The organism is Nostoc sp., from assembly GCF_036916655.1.
GTDB lineage: Bacteria > Cyanobacteriota > Cyanobacteriia > Cyanobacteriales > Nostocaceae > Nostoc.
In genome coordinates this window covers 348,215-364,991 of sequence record NZ_JBALFY010000064.1, presented here as the reverse complement: position 1 = coordinate 364,991, position 16,777 = coordinate 348,215, and the positions used below count along the sequence as shown (strand labels likewise).

General features: G+C 38.6%; 7 protein-coding genes. All 7 read left to right on the top strand.

Going from position 1 to position 16,777, the window contains the following annotated elements:
* The first annotated feature begins 424 nt into the window (after nt 1-424).
* Nucleotides 425-5,851 carry an amino acid adenylation domain-containing protein gene (locus V7L31_RS16790; RefSeq protein ID WP_334697285.1) on the top strand — a complete coding sequence of 1,809 codons (5,427 nt, stop codon included), beginning with the start codon at nt 425-427 and terminating at the stop codon, nt 5,849-5,851.
* Nucleotides 5,844-11,720 carry an SDR family NAD(P)-dependent oxidoreductase gene (locus V7L31_RS16785; RefSeq protein WP_334697284.1) on the top strand — a complete coding sequence of 1,959 codons (5,877 nt, stop codon included), beginning with the start codon at nt 5,844-5,846 and terminating at the stop codon, nt 11,718-11,720. Before V7L31_RS16790 ends, V7L31_RS16785 begins: the two co-directional genes overlap by 8 nt.
* 69 nt (nt 11,721-11,789) lie before the next feature.
* Complete coding sequence (locus V7L31_RS16780) at nt 11,790-12,644, top strand: 3-hydroxyacyl-CoA dehydrogenase family protein (protein ID WP_334697283.1); 855 nt, start codon at nt 11,790-11,792, stop codon at nt 12,642-12,644.
* Between the two features lie 8 nt (nt 12,645-12,652).
* Nucleotides 12,653-12,904, top strand: coding sequence for an acyl carrier protein (locus tag V7L31_RS16775; RefSeq protein WP_334697282.1), 252 nt, complete (start codon nt 12,653-12,655; stop codon nt 12,902-12,904).
* A 37-nt stretch (nt 12,905-12,941) separates the two neighbouring features.
* The gene (locus V7L31_RS16770; protein WP_334697281.1) at nt 12,942-14,126 is read left to right on the top strand and encodes an acyl-CoA dehydrogenase family protein; all 1,185 of its coding nucleotides are present in this window, start codon (nt 12,942-12,944) and stop codon (nt 14,124-14,126) included.
* Between the two features lie 3 nt (nt 14,127-14,129).
* Nucleotides 14,130-15,200 (top strand): HAD-IIIC family phosphatase, encoded by a 1,071-nt coding sequence (locus V7L31_RS16765; RefSeq protein WP_334697280.1) that lies wholly within the window; start codon nt 14,130-14,132, stop codon nt 15,198-15,200.
* A gap of 16 nt (nt 15,201-15,216) precedes the next feature.
* The gene (locus tag V7L31_RS16760; protein ID WP_334697279.1) at nt 15,217-16,770 is read left to right on the top strand and encodes a condensation domain-containing protein; all 1,554 of its coding nucleotides are present in this window, start codon (nt 15,217-15,219) and stop codon (nt 16,768-16,770) included.
* Nucleotides 16,771-16,777: the final 7 nt, after the last annotated feature.

Below are 16,777 nucleotides of genomic sequence, written 5' to 3'. Positions count from 1 at the left end.
TCTATAACCAAAAATACATAACTAAAGCTAATGTTTAAGCAAAGTTTTGATAAGTACTATCTATATAAATTCTCTTGCTAAAGCGACTTATTCTCGTTAATGTAATTCAAGATAAATAAAAATTACTTTCAATAGTGAAGATATTTATCCAAATAAATCAGTCTTAGTTGTTGGTTAAATTAGTTATTAAAGGCTTAAATCGAATGGCACTAAGACAAACCCAAAGGTTTGTATAGCTTTGTTCCTAGTCTGGAGGCTGGGAAGCCGTCAGGCTAAAGGGTGTGCTTTCACTCCTAAACAAAGAAGTAGTGGTAGTTGCAGGTATATCACCTCATGGGTAATAAGTGTAATAAAATACAACATTTGAGATATATTTGCGTACCTAGAGAAATACTATTAACTGCATTTGCGGTGAAATTTCACGATGCTTAAACTCTTTGATCTTGTTGGTAACTTTTCTACAGTTGTGGAAGTACTGCGCTTAAGAAGCTCTACACAGCCAGATAGAGATGCTTTTACCTTTTTGTTAGATGGGAAAACAGAACAAACAACACTAACATATCAAGAATTAGATAGGCGATCGCGTCAAATAGCTGCTCAATTACAAGCATTGGGTTTGACTGGAGAACGCGCTTTATTACTTTATCCAGCCGGACTAGATTTTTTAGTCACTTTTTTCGGTTGTTTATATGCGGGAGTTGTAGCTGTAACGGCATATCCCCCTAGAAATGAGCGCAACACACCGAGAATAAAAGCTATTTCTAGAGACGCACAAGCAGCGATCGCACTCACTACAACAGAAATCCTGCCTACAGTGCAGTCTTTGATGTCACAAAAGACTGACTTAGAATCCTTACAGTGGCTAACTACTGATAATCTTGCAGAGGGAATAGAAGATGCTTGGCAACAACCCTCTATTGATCGAGATACCTTAGCTTTTCTGCAATACACTTCTGGTTCTACAGGGACACCTAAGGGTGTAATGATTAGTCATGGCAACCTACTGCACAATGCTGACACAACTTACCAATTTATGGAGCATTCTCCAGAAAGTAAGTTTGTGACATGGTTGCCGATGTACCACGATATGGGCCTAATTGGGGGAATATTGCAACCCTTGTATGGGGGTTTTCCTTGCATCATTATGCCTCCAACTTCTTTTCTCCAACGTCCTTATCGTTGGTTACAAGCTATCTCTCACTACAAAGGGACAACCAGTGGTGGTCCGAATTTTGCTTATGAGTTATGTACTCAAAAAATTACTCCTGAACAAAAAGAGACTCTTGACTTGAGTAGTTGGAGTGTGGCATTTAACGGTGCAGAACCGATTCGGGATGACACTTTAGAGCGGTTTGCAGCAGCCTTTGCCGATTGTGGCTTTCGTAAAGAGGCATTCTACCCTTGTTACGGAATGGCTGAAACAACTCTGATGGTTTCTGGTGTCCAGAAGGCAAGATCACCGATAATCAAGACAGTCCAAAAGTCTGCATTAGAATTGAATCGGATAGTTGAATCATCTGTTAAGGATGAGGATGTTTATCATTTCGTCAGTTGTGGTCGAGTTATACCACAACAGGAAGTGGCGATCGCTAATCCCGAAACCCTCATTAGTTGTAAACCTGATGAAATTGGGGAAATCTGGGTATCGGGGCCGAGTGTTGGCCAAGGTTATTGGAATCGCGATCGAGAGACAGCAGAAACTTTCTATGCTTATTTATCAGATACAGGTGTAGGCCCTTTTCTGCGAACAGGGGATTTAGGTTTTTTACAAAATAACGAGCTTTTCGTTACAGGTAGAGCCAAAGATTTAATTATTATTCGGGGTAGAAATCTTTACCCACAGGATATTGAATTAACCGCAGAACGCAGTCATCCATCTTTAAATTCTGGTGCTAACGCAGCATTTACAGTTGAGGTTGACAACGAAGAACGGTTGATAATCGTCCAAGAATTGAAGTTTCGCGCCAAGCCAAATTTAGCAGAGGTTATATCTGCAATTCGCCAAGCTGTGACTGAAGAACACGAAGTACAAGTTTATGCTGTAGTTTTGATCAAACCAGGTAGTATTCCCAAAACTTCTAGCGGTAAGATTCAACGTCGTGCAACTCGCGCTCAGTTTCAGAATGGTGAACTGAATATTATTGTCAGTAATATTCTCAAAATTAGCAAGATTGTCAGAGAGGAAACTCGATTACAGCGTTCTGAACTTTTGGCACTTTCTCCAGGGGAACGTCAACAGATTTTAGAAATATATCTGATTGAACAAGAAGCGAGAGTACTGGCGATCGCACCAAATGATATCAGTCCTGATGAACCATTAAGCGCTCTGGGACTTGATTCTTTAAAAGTATTTGAGTTGAAAAATCGAGTTGAGGTTGATTTAGAAGTAGAAGTATCGGTAGTAGACTTCTTTGAAGGGATGAGTACGCGATCGCTAGCTACCAAGATCCTCGCTCAACTGACAACAGATCCAGTACCATCGATATCCCTTACCAAACACGAGAAAAATCTATCAATTCAGCCTCTATCTTTTGGCCAGCAGGGATTGTGGTTTATCAATCAGCTAACTCCCGATAGTCCTACATATAATATTCCTCTAGTTATTAGCTTCAAAGGTTGTCTTAATTTAGCAATTTTACAAGATAGTCTTAACGAAATTATTAGACGACACGAAGTATTACGGACGAGCTTTACAGTAATTGATGGACAACCAGCCCAAGTTATAAATCAAGCTGTACCCTTAACTTTGGCGATTGAAGATTTGTGTTCTCTTTCTGATAGCGATCGCCCTCAAGAAGCACAACGTTTGGCTACAGAATTCGCACAGCAGCCATTTGATTTATCTGCTCAATCGCTTTTGCGTGCTAAAATTTTGCAATTAAGTGAGAAAAATTATCATTTAATTATTACTCTGCATCATATAATTGCAGATGGTTGGTCTATCGGTATTCTGATCAAAGAACTAGCTGTATTATATGAAGCATTCTCCACAGGCGAACTCCCAGCACTTTCTGAATTACCCATTCAGTATCGAGATTTTGTCAATTGGCAACGAAAATGGCTTGATTTTGAGCGTATTCAATCTTTATTGACTTATTGGAAACAAAAGTTGCAGGGTGAGCTACCTATACTAAATTTACCAACCGATCGTCCGCGTAGAAGCTTTGTTTCCGATCGTCAAACATTCAAAGGCGCTCAAGAGAAATTAGTTCTATCTCAAACTCTGACAAAAGAGTTAAAGAATTGGAGCCGTCATTCGGGAGTAACTCTGTTTATGACCTTGCTTACAGCCTTCAAAACGTTGCTGTATCGTTACACCGGTCAGACGGATATTTTAGTCGGTTCGCCAATTGCTAATCGTAACCGAGCAGAAGTTGAGTCATTAATCGGATTTTTTGTCAATGTTTTGGTGTTGCGTACAGACCTTTCTGGCAATTTGAGTTTTCAGGAGTTATTAACGCGGGTGAAGTCAACAGCTTTAGAGGCTTATATTCATCAAGACTTACCTTTTGAGAAATTAGTAGAAGAAATACAGCCAAATAGAGACTTGAGTTACAATCCACTATTTCAAGTAATGTTCGTTCTCCAGAATGTGCCACTATCAAATCCCAGACTGTCAGATATCTCTGTTACTTGTGAGGAAGGTTACAACGGGACATCAAAATTTGATTTGACATTATTTATAGAGGATGATGAGCAAGGGTTGGTTGCAACTTGTGAGTACAATACAGATTTATTTAATGCAGATACTATTACTAGAATGCTGGGACATTTCCAGACTTTATTGGAAAGTATAGTTAGCAATCCCGAACAACGAATTTCAGACTTGCAATTACTGACACCATCTGAAGTACAGCAATTATTAATTGAGTGGAATAATACCGAGACAGATTACCCACAAGATAAATGTATTCATCAACTGTTTGAAGCACAGGTAGAGAAAACGCCATCTAATATTGCTGTTATTTTTGAGAACCAAAAATTAACCTATCAGGAGTTAAACGAGCAAGCAAATCAACTAGCACACTATTTACAAAAACTAGGAGTGAAGCCAGAAGTAATTGTAGGTGTGTGCATGAAGCGCAGCCCAGAAATGCTGATTGCATTGCTGGCTATCTTAAAAGTAGGTGGAGCTTATATACCATTAGACCCAGCCTATCCCCAGGAACGCTTAACTTTCATGGTAGAAGACAGTCAGACCAAGATACTGCTGACTCAAAGCCATCTAGTTGAATTGTTTGCTAAATCGAATGTGCATATTGTCTGTATTGATAAAGACTCAAAATTACTTAGCCAACAGAGCAGAGAAAATCTGTTTAGTGAAGTAAAATCCAATAACTTAGCTTATATCATCTATACTTCTGGTTCTACAGGTGTACCAAAAGGTGTTGCGATCGCTCATCAGAGTTGTGTTGCTTTTTTAACATGGTCAAGAGAGGTTTTTACAGATAATGATCTTGCTGGAGTTTTAGCATCAACCTCTATTTGCTTTGATTTGTCAATATTTGAACTTTTTGTTCCCCTCAGTTGGGGTGGTAGAGTAATTCTCGTAGAGAATGCTTTGCACTTACCCTCATTGGTTGCGGAAGTCAGCTTGGTTAATACAGTCCCAAGCATCATTGCAGAATTACTGCAAGCAGATGGTTTACCTCCTTCAGTCAGGACGGTTAATCTTGCTGGTGAAGCACTACAAAATCAACTTGTACAGCAGATTTATCAAAACGATCGTATTCAGAAAGTTTTGAATCTTTACGGCCCGTCTGAAGATACAACCTATTCCACATTTACTCAAGTAAATAAAGGAGATAACAGAGTAACTATTGGCCGTCCGATCGCCAATACACAAATTTATTTACTTGATCCTAAATTGCAACCAGTACCAATTGGCATACCAGGAGAAATTTATATTGGTGGTGCTGGTTTAGCTAGAGGTTATTTAAACCGACCAGAGTTAACAAAAGAACGGTTTATATCTAACCCCTTCCAAGGAAGCAGAGGAGCAGGGGAGCAGAGGAGCAGAGGAGCAGAAATTCTTCCCAATCCCCATTACCCCTTATCCCCAGAGGGGGCCCCACCTTCCCCAATCCCCAATCCCCAATCCCTAGTCCCCAGTCCCCGCCTTTATAAAACTGGAGATTTAGCTCGTTATTTACCAGATGGGAGTTTAGAGTATTTGGGGCGAATAGATCATCAGATTAAAATTAGAGGATTTCGGATTGAGTTAGGTGAAATTGAGAATGCCTTGCTTAAACATCCAGCAGTCCAGAAAATTGTAGTTTTGGCGCGAGAAGATAAACCACGTGTTCAACAATTGGTGGCTTATATTGTTCTTTTACTAGACCAGAAACTTACAACTAGTGAACTGCGAAGCTATCTCAAAGAACTGTTACCAGAATATATGATTCCTGGTGTTTTTATCTTCCTAGACACCTTACCACTTTTGCCTAACGGAAAAGTCAACCGTCGTGCTTTACCTATACCAGAAGACTTACGTCCAACATTAACGACTACTTATCAAGTACCTCAGTCGGAAATGGAACAGCAGATAGCAAAACTTTGGCAAGAGGTGCTACATCTCGAACGAGTAGGTATTCATGATAATTTCTTTGACCTTGGTGGGCATTCGCTACTAATGATTCAAGTTAATCATAAACTGCAAGTAAATTTGCAACGGGATTTATCAGTTGTAGAAATGTTTCAGAACCCAACTATTTATTCACTGGCGCAATATTTAAGTCAACAGCAACAGATGTCTTATACAGGAACACGCGATCGCACTCAAAAGCAAATTGAAGCTATCAACCGCCAAAAACAACAATTGAGTAAGCAAGGTAAAAAGATTTATGGTTAGCACTACACATAATGATGCTGTAGAAAGCATTGCCATCATTGGGATGGCAGGACGTTTTCCTGGTGCTAAAAATGTTGCAGAATTTTGGCAGAATTTACAATCTGGTGTAGAGTCAATTTCTCTCTTCACAAATGAAGAGATAGTATCTGATGGGATTGCTCCTAATATATTAAGCGATCGCAATTATATAAAAGCCAGCGCCATCCTCAAAGACATCGATTTATTTGACGCAGCATTTTTTAGTTTTAATCCTAAAGAAGCAGAAATTACTGACCCACAACACCGGATTTTTTTAGAGTGTGCTTGGGAAGCATTAGAAAATGCTGGCTATGATTCTAATCGGTGTGACAGTCGGATCGGAGTTTACGCTGGTGCTAGCCTCAATAACTATTATTCATTAGATTTAAACCGCGATCCCATAGGATCGGCGCAATGCTATCAAACATTAATTGGTAATGATAAAGATTTTCTAACTACCCGTGTTTCTTACAAATTAAATCTCACTGGCCCAAGTATTACGATTCAAACAGCTTGTTCCACCTCATTAGTTGCAACAACACTTGCTTGTCAGAGTTTGTTGAATTATCAATGTGATATGGCTTTGGCTGGCGGGGTTTCTATCCACATACCCCAAAAAACAGGTTATTTGCATGAACCAGGAGGGACACTATCTCCTGATGGTCATTGTCGTGCTTTTGATGCCAAAGCGCAGGGAACAATTATTGGTAATGGTGTGGGAGTTGTCCTCCTCAAGCGATTGAGCGATGCTTTAGCAGATGGTGACTGCATCCATGCCGTAATTAAAGGTTCAGCCATCAATAATGATGGTTCTGGTAAAGTTGGCTACACAGCGCCTAGCGTCAATGGTCAAGCAGAGGTGATTGCCGAAGCGATGATGCTGGCGGGAGTTGAACCTGAAACAATTAATTATATTGAAGCTCATGGTACTGGTACAGCTTTAGGCGATCCTATTGAAATTGCCGCACTCTCGCAAGTCTTTCGTAGCAATACCAACAAAAAAGGCTTCTGTGCGATTGGTTCAGTCAAAACAAACATCGGTCATCTAGATGCAGCAGCCGGGATTGCAGGACTGATTAAAACAGTTTTAGCCCTAAAACATCAGCAAATACCACCCAGCTTAAATTTTGAAGAACCCAATCCTGAGATTGATTTTGCCAATAGTCCGTTTCACGTTAATACCAAGTTAGTAGAATGGAAGGCGGGAAGTACCCCTCGGCGTGCTGGTGTGAGTTCTTTAGGTATTGGTGGGACAAATGCTCATGTGATTCTAGAAGAAGCACCAGTGCTGGAACCGTCTAGTTCTTCTCGTCCCTGGCAGTTGTTGCTACTTTCTGCCAAAACTGAATCGGCTCTAGAAACTGCAACAGAGAATCTAGCTAATCACCTCCAACTACATTTTGATGCGAACTTAGCGAATATCGCGTATACCCTACAAGTGGGGCGTGCTGAATTTAATCATCGTCGCGTGCTTGTGTGCCAAGATATTGAGGATGCAGTCAGCACTTTACAGTTACAAGATTCGCAAAGAGTTTTTACTTGCTCAGTTGAAAATAGCGATCGCGTTGGCGCAGCCTCTCGTAGAGAAGTGACTCCGCAGGAGTATCGCTCCATCGTCTTCATGTTCCCTGGACAGGGCGCTCAATATGTGGACATGGGTAAAGAACTTTACCAAACTGAACCGATATTTCGGGAACAGGTCGATTTGTGCTGTCAATTGCTGCAACCACATTTGGGGTTGGATCTGCGATCGCAAAGTGACTCCGCAGGAGTATCGCTGATTTATCCCAACGAGTCTGAATCAAAAGCCGCAGCCGAAAAACTACAACAAACTGACATCACTCAACCTGCATTGTTTGTCATAGAATACGCTTTAGCTCAACTGTGGATGTCATGGGGCATTTCTCCCCAGGCGATGATTGGACATAGCATCGGGGAATATGTCGTCGCCTGTTTAGCTGGTGTCATGTCTGTTGAAGATGCTTTAAGGCTGGTGGCTGCTCGTGGGCGATTAATGCAACAACTACCATCTGGTGCGATGCTCTCCGTACCACTGCCAGAAGAAGAAGTTGTAGCTCTACTAGATGAAAATTTATCCCTCGCGGCCAGTAATGCACCAGCCTTGTGTGTGGTTTCGGGAAACCATGATGCTATAGATGCATTTCAACACAAGCTCCAAGTTCGAGGTATAGACTGCCGCCGTCTCCATACTTCCCATGCCTTTCATTCCCCAATGATGGAACCCATATTAGAGGCATTCCAGAAGGAAGTAAGCAAAGTCAAATTACATCCTCCAAAAATTCCCTTTGTTTCTAATGTCACCGGAACCTGGATTACAGCCGAGCAAGCCACAGATTCAAATTATTGGGCAAAACATTTACGTCAAACAGTGCGGTTTGCAGCAGGCATTGATACATTGTTGCAAGAGCCAAATCGCATCCTACTAGAAGTTGGGCCAGGACGCACTTTATGTACCTTTACTAAAAAGCATTTAGATTCCCCAGGACTATCATCATTACGGCATCCTCAAGAAAAACAGTCGGATGTTAGATTCTTATTGAACACATTAGGTAAACTCTGGTTGTATGGAGTACAAATAGATTGGTCAAAATTCTACACCAACGAGTATCGTCATCGTCTTGCCCTGCCAACATATCCCTTTGAGCGACAGCGTTACTGGATTGAACCCGAAAAACTTTCACCTTTAACAAAAAGACATCTCCAACGAAAACCAACCGCACTAGAAATTTGGAAATCTTTGGTAGAAGTTGGTCAGTTCCAAGCAAATGAAGGAATCTCTAAATTTGACAATCACACTTATCTAGCGAACAAACAGTGTTTGGAACATTTATGTACCGCCTACATGAATCTTGCTTTAAGGCGTTTAGGTGCATTCAACAATTCATCACAGAAGTATTCTCTTGAAGAGTTGTTTGAGCAATGTCAAATTATTCCTCGCTACCGGCAACTATTGTGTCGCTGGCTGGATGTCTTGGCAGAGCGAGGCCACTTAAAGCAAGATGGGGAACTCTTTACAAACCTTCTGCCATTGTCAGCAGACTCTATTGATAGTTTAGTAAAAGAATTCAGAATTAGATGGGCTGATACACCTCAACAGATAGAACTCGTCCAGAACTATAGTGAAAATCTAGCAGATATCCTTATTGGTGAAAAAGAACCATTAGAATTGTATGCTGCTATCTTAGCCAAGGAAGGAAAAATTTCTCGGCAAAACTTGCCTGCTGATGTCTACTATAACGCCATTATCCAAGCGAGTCTGGAGGCGGTAATAAAGCCATTGCCATCCGAGGTGAATCTCAGAATCTTAGAAATTGGGGGTGGAACTGGTATTACCACCGCAGAATTACTACCTATATTGCCATCCCAGCAAACCAATTACACCTTTACTGATGTAGGCAGTTTTTTCCTAACCGAAGCTGAAAAGAAATTTAGCGCCTATCCATTTGTTAAATATCAGTTACTAAACATTGAGCAGCCTCCATCTGAGCAAGGGTACAAGAACCACAGCTTTGATGTAGTAGTAGCCGTAAATGTGCTGCATGTGACTCAGGACATAGGAAAAACTCTTGAGCATATACGCTCTTTATTGGCTCCTGAAGGTCTGTTATTAATCCAAGAGATAACCCAACCTCAATTAGACTTCGACATGATTGATGGTCTATTGATGAATCCCTTAGAGGATAAACAACGAAGTAGAGGTAATCCCTTTTTATCAAAAGAACAATGGCAAGAAGCTTTACGTAATCATGGGTTTGTTGAGGTAGCGGCTTTTTCTGAAACTGATGCTTTTGGACAATATGTTTTCGTCGCTCAAGCTTCTGCGTCAACAACATTACCCGCAGCTTCAGCATTTACTGTAACCGTTGAGCAAATAAATGCTGAAAAGAAATCTCAAGTTTTATTACACGAAAAACGAGATATTTCCGACTGGTTTTATATGCCATCTTGGAAACGTTTAATGCCGCCTCAGCCGTTTAACTCAAAGCTTCAAGCAACTCAGACAGGATGTTGGTTAATATTTATTGATGAGTGCGGTTTGGGCGATAAAATCGTGCAACGACTTACCCTTGAGGGTAACAATGCAATTATCGTCAGAATAGGAAAGCAATTTAGTAGTGAAATAGTATCCCATCAACGCGTATATACCATAAATCCTCAACGACAGGATCACTACTATGCCTTAATCAAAGAACTTAGTGCATTGGAGTTGACACCAAACAGGACTTTACATTTGTGGAATCTTACATCGAACAGCCACACAGAATTAACAATTGATTCCCTTGAAAGGTGTGAAACTTTAGGCTTTTACAGTCTGATATTTTTAGCACAAGCACTTGCAGAGCAGCAAAGTCTGACAAATCCTATGCAAATTGAAATTGTGTCAAACAATTTACAGGAAGTAACAGGCTCAGAGGTATTAGACCCAGGCAAGGCTTTTGTATTAGGGCCGTGTAAAGTCATTCAGCAAGAGTATCCGAATATCACCTGTCGTAGCATTGATATCGTTATTCCTGAAACAGAAAATTGGCAACAAGAAAAACTTGTAAATCAGCTATTAGCAGAATTCACAATTCAGTCGTCTGACCGTGTTGTGGCATACCGTGGAAATTATCGCTGGGTGCAGACTTTTGAACCCGTCCGCTTGGATAAAGTAGTTGAAGCAAAACCCCAATTAAGGGTAAAGGGAGTTTATCTGATTACGGGTGGATTAGGAGGAGTTGGCCTTTTTAATGCAGAATATCTAGCCAAGACTGTACAAGCAAAACTCATACTGATAGGGCGTTCAGATTTTCCTAACCGAGATGAGTGGTTACAATGGGTATCAGATTATGGTGAACAAGATGGCATCAGCCGTAAAATCCAGAAATTACAAGAACTTGAGGCTTTGGGTACAGAAGTTTTAGTGGTGAAAGCTGACGTTACCAATCGAGAACAAATGGAAGCAGCAATTACTCACGCAAAGAATCGCTTTGGTCAGATTAATGGGGTAATTCATAATGCTCTAGAAGATAAAAAAGAATTAATTGCACAAAAGAAACTAGAAATAGGAAGAGTTGTTTTTACACCCAAAGTAATCGGGACAATAATACTCAATAATCTTTTCAAAGATGCTGAGTTGGATTTCTTTGTCATGGCTTCATCACAAGCAGCAATTATAGGCGGAATTGGGCTAATAGAATATACTGCAAAAAATGCTTTTCTTGATGCCTTTGCTTACTATAGTGCTTCTAAATATGGCAAATTTATTGAATCCATAAATTGGGATATATGGAATACTCCAGAATTGATTGCTAAGACAAAGTTATACCGTGTATCAGGATTAAAACTTGAAGAGACAGGATTAACCCTTGAAGAGGGTATGGAGGCCTTTGAGCGTATTCTATTTTGTAGCACAATGCCTCAGATAGTGGTATCAAAAAGCAATTTTCATAACCTGATTGATCGTAACTTGATTAATCTAAAAGATACTCTCAATTCCTTAGAAGAGGAAACTAATAAGGTTAATCGAGTTAAAAAAACTCACTCTCGTCCCGACCTGAGAAATACATATATCGCTCCACGTAGCGAGATTGAGCGCACTCTGGCTGACATCTGGCAGGAAATTTTTAGTATTGAACAGATAGGAATTTACGATAATTTTTTCGAGTTGGGAGGAGATTCTTTACTTGCCACTATTGTGATTTCTCGACTCCGTAAAACCCTCAATATAGAACTGCCTTATAAACGTTTTTTTGATGAACCAACTATAGCTAAGTTAGCCTTAGTTGTTGAAGAAATTTTCATAGAAGAGTTAGAACAATTGCCTGAAGATGAAGCACAGTTGATTTGAGAAAGCAAAAAAATTGATGTGCAATTGTCAAACTAGACAGTAAAAGTTGGTTAGTTCAGGATATTAATCATGAAAATTCAAGTTATTGGAGTTGTCGGAGCCGGTGTTATGGGAATAGGAGTCGCCCAAAACCTCGCTCAAACTGGCCATCAAGTAATACTCGTAGATATTTCTGAAGATATCCTAGATAAAGCTAAACAGGAAATCAGGAATAATATCCGCTTTCAGGGTTTTTTCAAAAAAAGTGACAAAACAGAAACTCCAGATAATGTCCTCAACAAAATTGAGTTTTCTACAAACTATAAATTTCTAGAAAATGTAGATTTTTTAGTTGAAAATGTCACCGAAAAATGGGATATTAAAAGAGAGATTTATCCCTTAATTGATTCTATTTGCCCAGCAGATTGCGTATTTGCTGCTAACACATCAGCTATTCCCATTACCCGTATTGCTTCAGTTAGCAAACGTGCTGATAAAATTGTTGGTATCCACTTTATGAACCCTGTACCAATGAAACCAATGGTAGAGATGATTCGTGGATATCATACCTCTGAGGCAACAATTGAGACAGCAAAACAAATGCTAACTCAGATGGGTAAAGAATGCATAATTGTTAATGATTCACCAGGTTTTGTTTCTAACCGGGTGTTGATGTTAACTATTAATGAGGCTATTTTTTTGGTGCAGGAGCAAGTTGCTACAGCAGAAGATGTAGACAAAATCTTTAAAGGCTGTTTTGGCCACAAAATGGGGCCTTTAGAAACAGCAGATTTAATTGGACTAGACACAATTTTGTTTTCTATCGAAGTCTTGTACGAAAACTTTAACGATAGCAAATACAGACCATGCCCTTTACTCAAAAAAATGGTGGATGCAGGGCTGCATGGTAAAAAAAGTGGTAAAGGTTTTTACGTATACCAATAAATAGACTAATGAGTGAAATTCAAGCTAAAATCAAAACTTTTCTGTCAAAATTTTTCGGCAATCATGATTTACAACCAGATGAAGACATTTTTGCTCTAGGTTTTGTCAATTCTATGTTCGCCATGCAGCTTGTTTTATTTGTAGAGCAAGAGTTTCAGATTGCAATTGAAAACGAGGATTTAGAATTTGAAAATTTCCGCACAATCAACTCTATCGCCAATTTAATTACACGTAAAACTGCTATTCTCGTGCAGTCATAAAATATAAATTGCTATTTTATGTGGCATAAATGGTATTATGAAACTGGAGCTTTCTACTCAACAAAAAAACGCTAAAGCTGAATATAGAGCTTTTGTTAATCAGGAAATATGCCCTGATGCTGGCGAATGGGATAGGAAAGAATTTACCCCGCCAGAACTAATTAAGAAAATAGCTCAACATGGTTTTCTCGGTGCTATATTGCCCCAAGAATATGGCGGGCAAGGAATGGACATGATTACCTATGGCATTCTCAACGAGGAAATTGGACGGGGATGTTCTTCTGTCCGAAGTTTGTTGACAGTTCATAACATGGTTGCTCATGCTTTGTGTAAATGGGGTAATAAATCTCAAAAACAGTATTGGCTTCCTAAATTTGCATCTGGTGAAACTATTGCTGCTTTTGCGTTAAGCGAACCGAATGTAGGTAGCGATGCTAAAAGTGTAGAAACAACAGCAACACTTGCTGGTGATGCTTATGTCTTAAATGGGCAAAAAAAATGGATTACTTACGGGCAAATAGCAGATATATTTTTAGTCTTTGCTAAATGTGAGGGTAAACCCACGGCTTTTTTAGTTGAAAAAAATAGTCCTGGACTATCAGTAAAACCAATGTCTAGGCTTTTAGGTGTTAGGGCTTCAATGTCAGCAGAATTGCACTTTAATAACTGTCAAGTTTCTTTAGAAAATTTGGTAGGTAAATTAGGTTTTGGATTTTCCTATATTGCTGCTACTGCACTTGATTATGGTAGATATAGTGTGGCTTCAGGTTGTGTAGGTATTGCTCAAGCTTGTTTGGAAGCTTGTATCAAATACACAAGTGAACGAAAACAGTTTGGTGTTTATCTGAAAGAACATCAATTAATCCGCCAAATGATTAGTCAGATGATAACTAACATCAAAGCAGCAAGATTGCTGTGTTATCAAGCTGGTTATCTCAAAGATATTAGTGACCCCAACTCAATTATAGAGACTTCTATTGCTAAGTACTTTGCATCCACAGTCGCTACCAAAATAGCAAATGATGCCGTGCAAATTCATGGTGGCAATGGTTGTAGTAGCGAGTACCCAGTGGAAAGGTATTTACGCGACTCTAAAATTATGGAAATCATTGAAGGTAGTACTCAAATTCAAGAAATTACTATCGCCGACTCAGGTTATCAAGATTATTTTTTGGCAAATGTTGCTACTGGCTTGGAAAAGAAATTAGCAGAGAGAAGTTAATATATGATTAGTACTCAAGAACAAGACGTAAATAGTAAACAAAAAGACAATAAAGTTATTAAATGTGTCGTTTGGGATTTAGATAATACCATCTGGCATGGAGTTTTGCTAGAAGATGAAAAAGTTTATCTAGAAAAAAATATAGTAGATATTATTCATACTTTAGATAGTCGTGGTATCATACAATCTATAGCTAGTAAGAATGAATATGCTATAGCAATAGGTAAACTAGAAGAATTTGGTTTGAGAGAGTATTTTTTATATCCACAAATAAATTGGAATTCTAAGGCTGCTTCTCTCAAAGAAATTGCTAATATACTTAATATTGGAATGGATGCGATCGCATTCATTGATGATCAATTATTTGAACTAGAAGAAGTAAAATTTTCTTTGCCAGAAATCCTGTGTATAAATGCAGATAAGATCGGAAATATTTTAGATATGCCTGTCATGAATCCTCGGTTTATTACGGAAGATTCACAAATTAGAAGATTGATGTATATTAGTGATATTGAGCGTCAAAATGCAGAGAAAGAATTTGTTGGTACAGCAGACGATTTTTTAGCTACTCTCAATATGAATTTCACTATCTCCTCGGCCAAAGAAGAAGACTTGCAGCGGGCAGAAGAGTTAACACTACGAACTAATCAATTAAATACAACTGGCTATACCTACTCTTACGATGAACTCAATCATTTTCGCCAATCAGACAACCATAAACTGCTGATTGCAACTCTGGAAGATAAGTATGGTAGCTACGGAAAGATAGGTTTAGTTCTAATCGAATGCCAGCCTAATTCATGGACAATAAAGCTGTTGCTAATGTCTTGTCGCGTCATGTCTAGAGGAGTTGGGACAATAATGATGAATCATATTATGAGTATGGCTAAAAGTAATAATGTCCGTCTTGTGGCAGAGTTTGTCCCAAACGATCGCAACAGAATGATGTATATATCTTATAAATTTGCCGGGTTTAAAGAAACTGCTAATAATAACGATTCAGTTATTTTAGAAAATGATTTGAGTAGGATTCAGCCTGTACCTTCTTATGTAAAATTCCAAGTAATTACTTAATTATAAGGATGAGATTATGGATAGCAAAGCAGATGAAATTATTAAACGACGTTCTAAGCTCTCACCTGCTAAACAAGCAATTTTAGAAAAGCGTTTACAGGGTAAGCACAAGCCTGATACTCAACAAATTGAACGAGTTTCACGAGATTTAGAATTACCTCTATCTTTTGCCCAGCAGAGATTGTGGTTTCTGCATCAATTAGAGCCAAATTCATATACTTATAACGATCATGGCGCAATATTACTCCAAGGCTCACTCAATATCAAAGCTTTAAAGCAAAGCATTAATGAAATAGTGCGAAGGCATGAAATTTGGCGAACCAGTTTCCAAATTGTCAATAGACAACCAGTTCAAATTATTGCTCCTGCTTTCGACATACCCTTACCAATAATAGATTTACAAGATTTACCAAATACTAGACATGAAGCAGAAATTCAAAGGTTAAGACTAGAAAACTACCAACAACCATTTGATTTAGCACAGCCTCCCTTATTACGCTTGACTCTTTTACAGTTGAAAGCTAGAGAATATGTACTGTTGCTAACGATACATCATATTATCGTTGACGGTTGGTCACAAGGAGTGTTTCTCCGAGAATTATCAGTACTTTATGAAGCTTTTTCTCGTGGCAAGCCTTCACCACTTACAGAGATTAATATTCAGTATGCAGATTTTGCTAGTTGGCAACAAAATTGGCTACAAGGTGAGGTACTTGATACTTTGCTTACATACTGGAAAAAGCAATTGGGAGATAATTTACCAGTTTTAAAATTACCTACAAATCGCCAACTATCAAAAAATAAAACCTCTCAGGAGGGGAGGGAAACTTTGATTATTTCTAAGACATTATCCCAAGAAATTAAGAATTTAGGTGATAGTCTTGGAACAACATTATTTATGACTCTGCTCGGAGCATTTAAGGTTTTACTATATTGCTATACAGGTGAAAAAGATATTGTTATTGGTACTGATATTGCAAACCGTAATCTAATTGAAATAGAGGATTTAATTGGTTTTTTTGTTAATCAATTAGTGTTGCGTAGTTCTCTATCTGACAATCAAAGCTTTAGCGATTTTTTGCAGCAAGTACGTAAAGTCTGCCTCGAATCTTATGCTCACCAAGATTTACCATTTGAGAAATTAGTTAGCGCTATTAATCCTAAAAGAGGATTAAACCAAACTCCTATATTTCAAGTTAAGTTTATCCTTCCCAGTACTCCTACAGATACTTTAGAAATTTCAGATTTAACTTTCACTCGTTTAGATTTATTAGAAAATACGGTAGCAAGATTTGATCTTCTTCTAGAAATAACTGAGACAGAACTAGGAATAGTTGGGTTATTTAAATATAATAAAGACTTATTTGATTCTATTAGCATTAGCAGATTAGTAAAGAATTTTGAAATAATTTTATCTCAGGTTGTTATAGACCCTAATATTAAATTAAATCAGCTAATAGAAATTTTAATTAACTTAGATAAAGAATATCAGTTGAGTGAAGAACGAAAGCGAAAACAAGAATATAAGCAAAAGTTAAGTAGAGTTAAACGAAAAATAATTGAACTGTAACTGAAGT

Coding starts and splice junctions, on each gene's coding strand:
- V7L31_RS16790 (WP_334697285.1), top strand. CDS start 425: ATGCTTAAACTCTTTGATCTTGTTGGTAACTTTTCTACAGTTGTGGAA.
- V7L31_RS16785 (WP_334697284.1), top strand. CDS start 5,844: ATGGTTAGCACTACACATAATGATGCTGTAGAAAGCATTGCCATCATT.
- V7L31_RS16780 (WP_334697283.1), top strand. CDS start 11,790: ATGAAAATTCAAGTTATTGGAGTTGTCGGAGCCGGTGTTATGGGAATA.
- V7L31_RS16775 (WP_334697282.1), top strand. CDS start 12,653: ATGAGTGAAATTCAAGCTAAAATCAAAACTTTTCTGTCAAAATTTTTC.
- V7L31_RS16770 (WP_334697281.1), top strand. CDS start 12,942: ATGAAACTGGAGCTTTCTACTCAACAAAAAAACGCTAAAGCTGAATAT.
- V7L31_RS16765 (WP_334697280.1), top strand. CDS start 14,130: ATGATTAGTACTCAAGAACAAGACGTAAATAGTAAACAAAAAGACAAT.
- V7L31_RS16760 (WP_334697279.1), top strand. CDS start 15,217: ATGGATAGCAAAGCAGATGAAATTATTAAACGACGTTCTAAGCTCTCA.